The sequence below is a fragment of the Salmonella sp. NW884 genome (genome assembly GCF_051700745.1).
Lineage (GTDB): Bacteria > Pseudomonadota > Gammaproteobacteria > Enterobacterales > Enterobacteriaceae > Salmonella > Salmonella enterica.
The window spans coordinates 1-1,318 of record NZ_JAMMDE010000028.1; the positions used below are offsets into that span (position 1 = coordinate 1).

General features: G+C 45.6%; 1 protein-coding gene and 1 pseudogene. Both read left to right on the plus strand.

All coding sequences use genetic code 11. The annotated features are described in order from the left end of the window. A pseudogene (locus NA197_RS23315) lies at window positions 1–121 on the plus strand (helix-turn-helix domain-containing protein); the annotation flags it as partial. Window positions 122–852: 731 nt separating this feature from the next. Further along, the coding region (locus NA197_RS23320) for a helix-turn-helix domain-containing protein (protein WP_175085031.1) at window positions 853–1,318 on the plus strand (466 nt) is incomplete at its 3' end.

Here is a 1,318-nt window from a genome sequence, read left to right on the forward strand (position 1 = left end):
ATATAACACATCAAAAGACTACTCAGCCTTTGTTACCAAGACATTAGTGAACAAGGATGGAGAAATAAAACGCCGGATAATGGCTATGTTTTCCGGAGAGGAGAGCGGTCAAGAGCAGTAGCGAAGCGACTCTTGACGGCTCGGAACGACCCCCACCCTCAGAAAGGGGGATGGTTCGCCACAGCGAGCCATCCCCATAATAAGCCGCCCTTTAAGCAGTAGATCCCATAAATAAATAAAACAGCACATCACTTTTGTAATGTGCGGCATTCCTTTGGGACTAAAAGAAGTTAGCCAGGAATGTAATACAGAAACTTTACCGACAAGGAGGTCATCATGATCACGTCAACAATCATCACAATCATCGGCTTAATTGGGAGTCTCATAACGATTTACCGAGAGATATACCCGAAGGATAAGCACTAATTAGCCAGTATACACTCCGCTAGCGGAGTGACTGGTTCAGGGCTTCGCCCCGAAACCCCATGAAAACCGTCAATCATGGTGATGGCTCACTACGCGAGCCATCACCAGATACAAGGTTAAACGGGCATTTTGATCGTCAAGGTCAAGCCGCTAACGCGGTCGCCTATGGCGAACCCTGACCCTCAAAATGCCCGACCGGAGGGAGGGAGCTACCTTGAACTTTGGTGTTGTCTGTTGGTTTTCATAGAAGAGAATAGAGATAAATAATAAGTTATTGATTTTTATAGTTTTGGTTTTTTCTGATAGGACACAGCTGGTGTCCGCACGTGAGGACACAGCTGGTGTCCGCATGTGGCTGGACATAGGACACCACAAGTCCTATGATGGGACAAAAATGTCCTATCAAAAAGACACTGAGGGATAAAGATGATCGTAGCTTCAGAACACCAAGCAAAGCTAAGGCAGAAAGAAATACAGGAAATCGACAAGAAGGCATCTAAAGAGCACGAGGAGGCAAAGAAGAACAGTAACTTCACTCAGACATACCCAAAGGGCTGGCAACGCATTAGAGAGCTTGTGAGGGACAAACAGGGTGCTGCCGCTATAGGTCTTTACTCATTTTTCGCGGAACACATAGATCCTACATGCGGTGCAGTGGTCTGCGATCAGCAGTTTTTAGCTAATCAGATGGGTGTTTCTACTCGAACAATTCGTCGTTGGTTAGATTATTTGGAGGAGAAAGGTGCTTTGGTAAGAATACCAGTTGCTGGAAAGGTTTGTGCTTACGCTTTAGATCCTCACGAAGTCTGGAAGGGATATAACACATCAAAAGACTACTCAGCCTTTGTTACCAAGACATTAGTGAACAAGGATGGAGAAATAAAACGCCGGA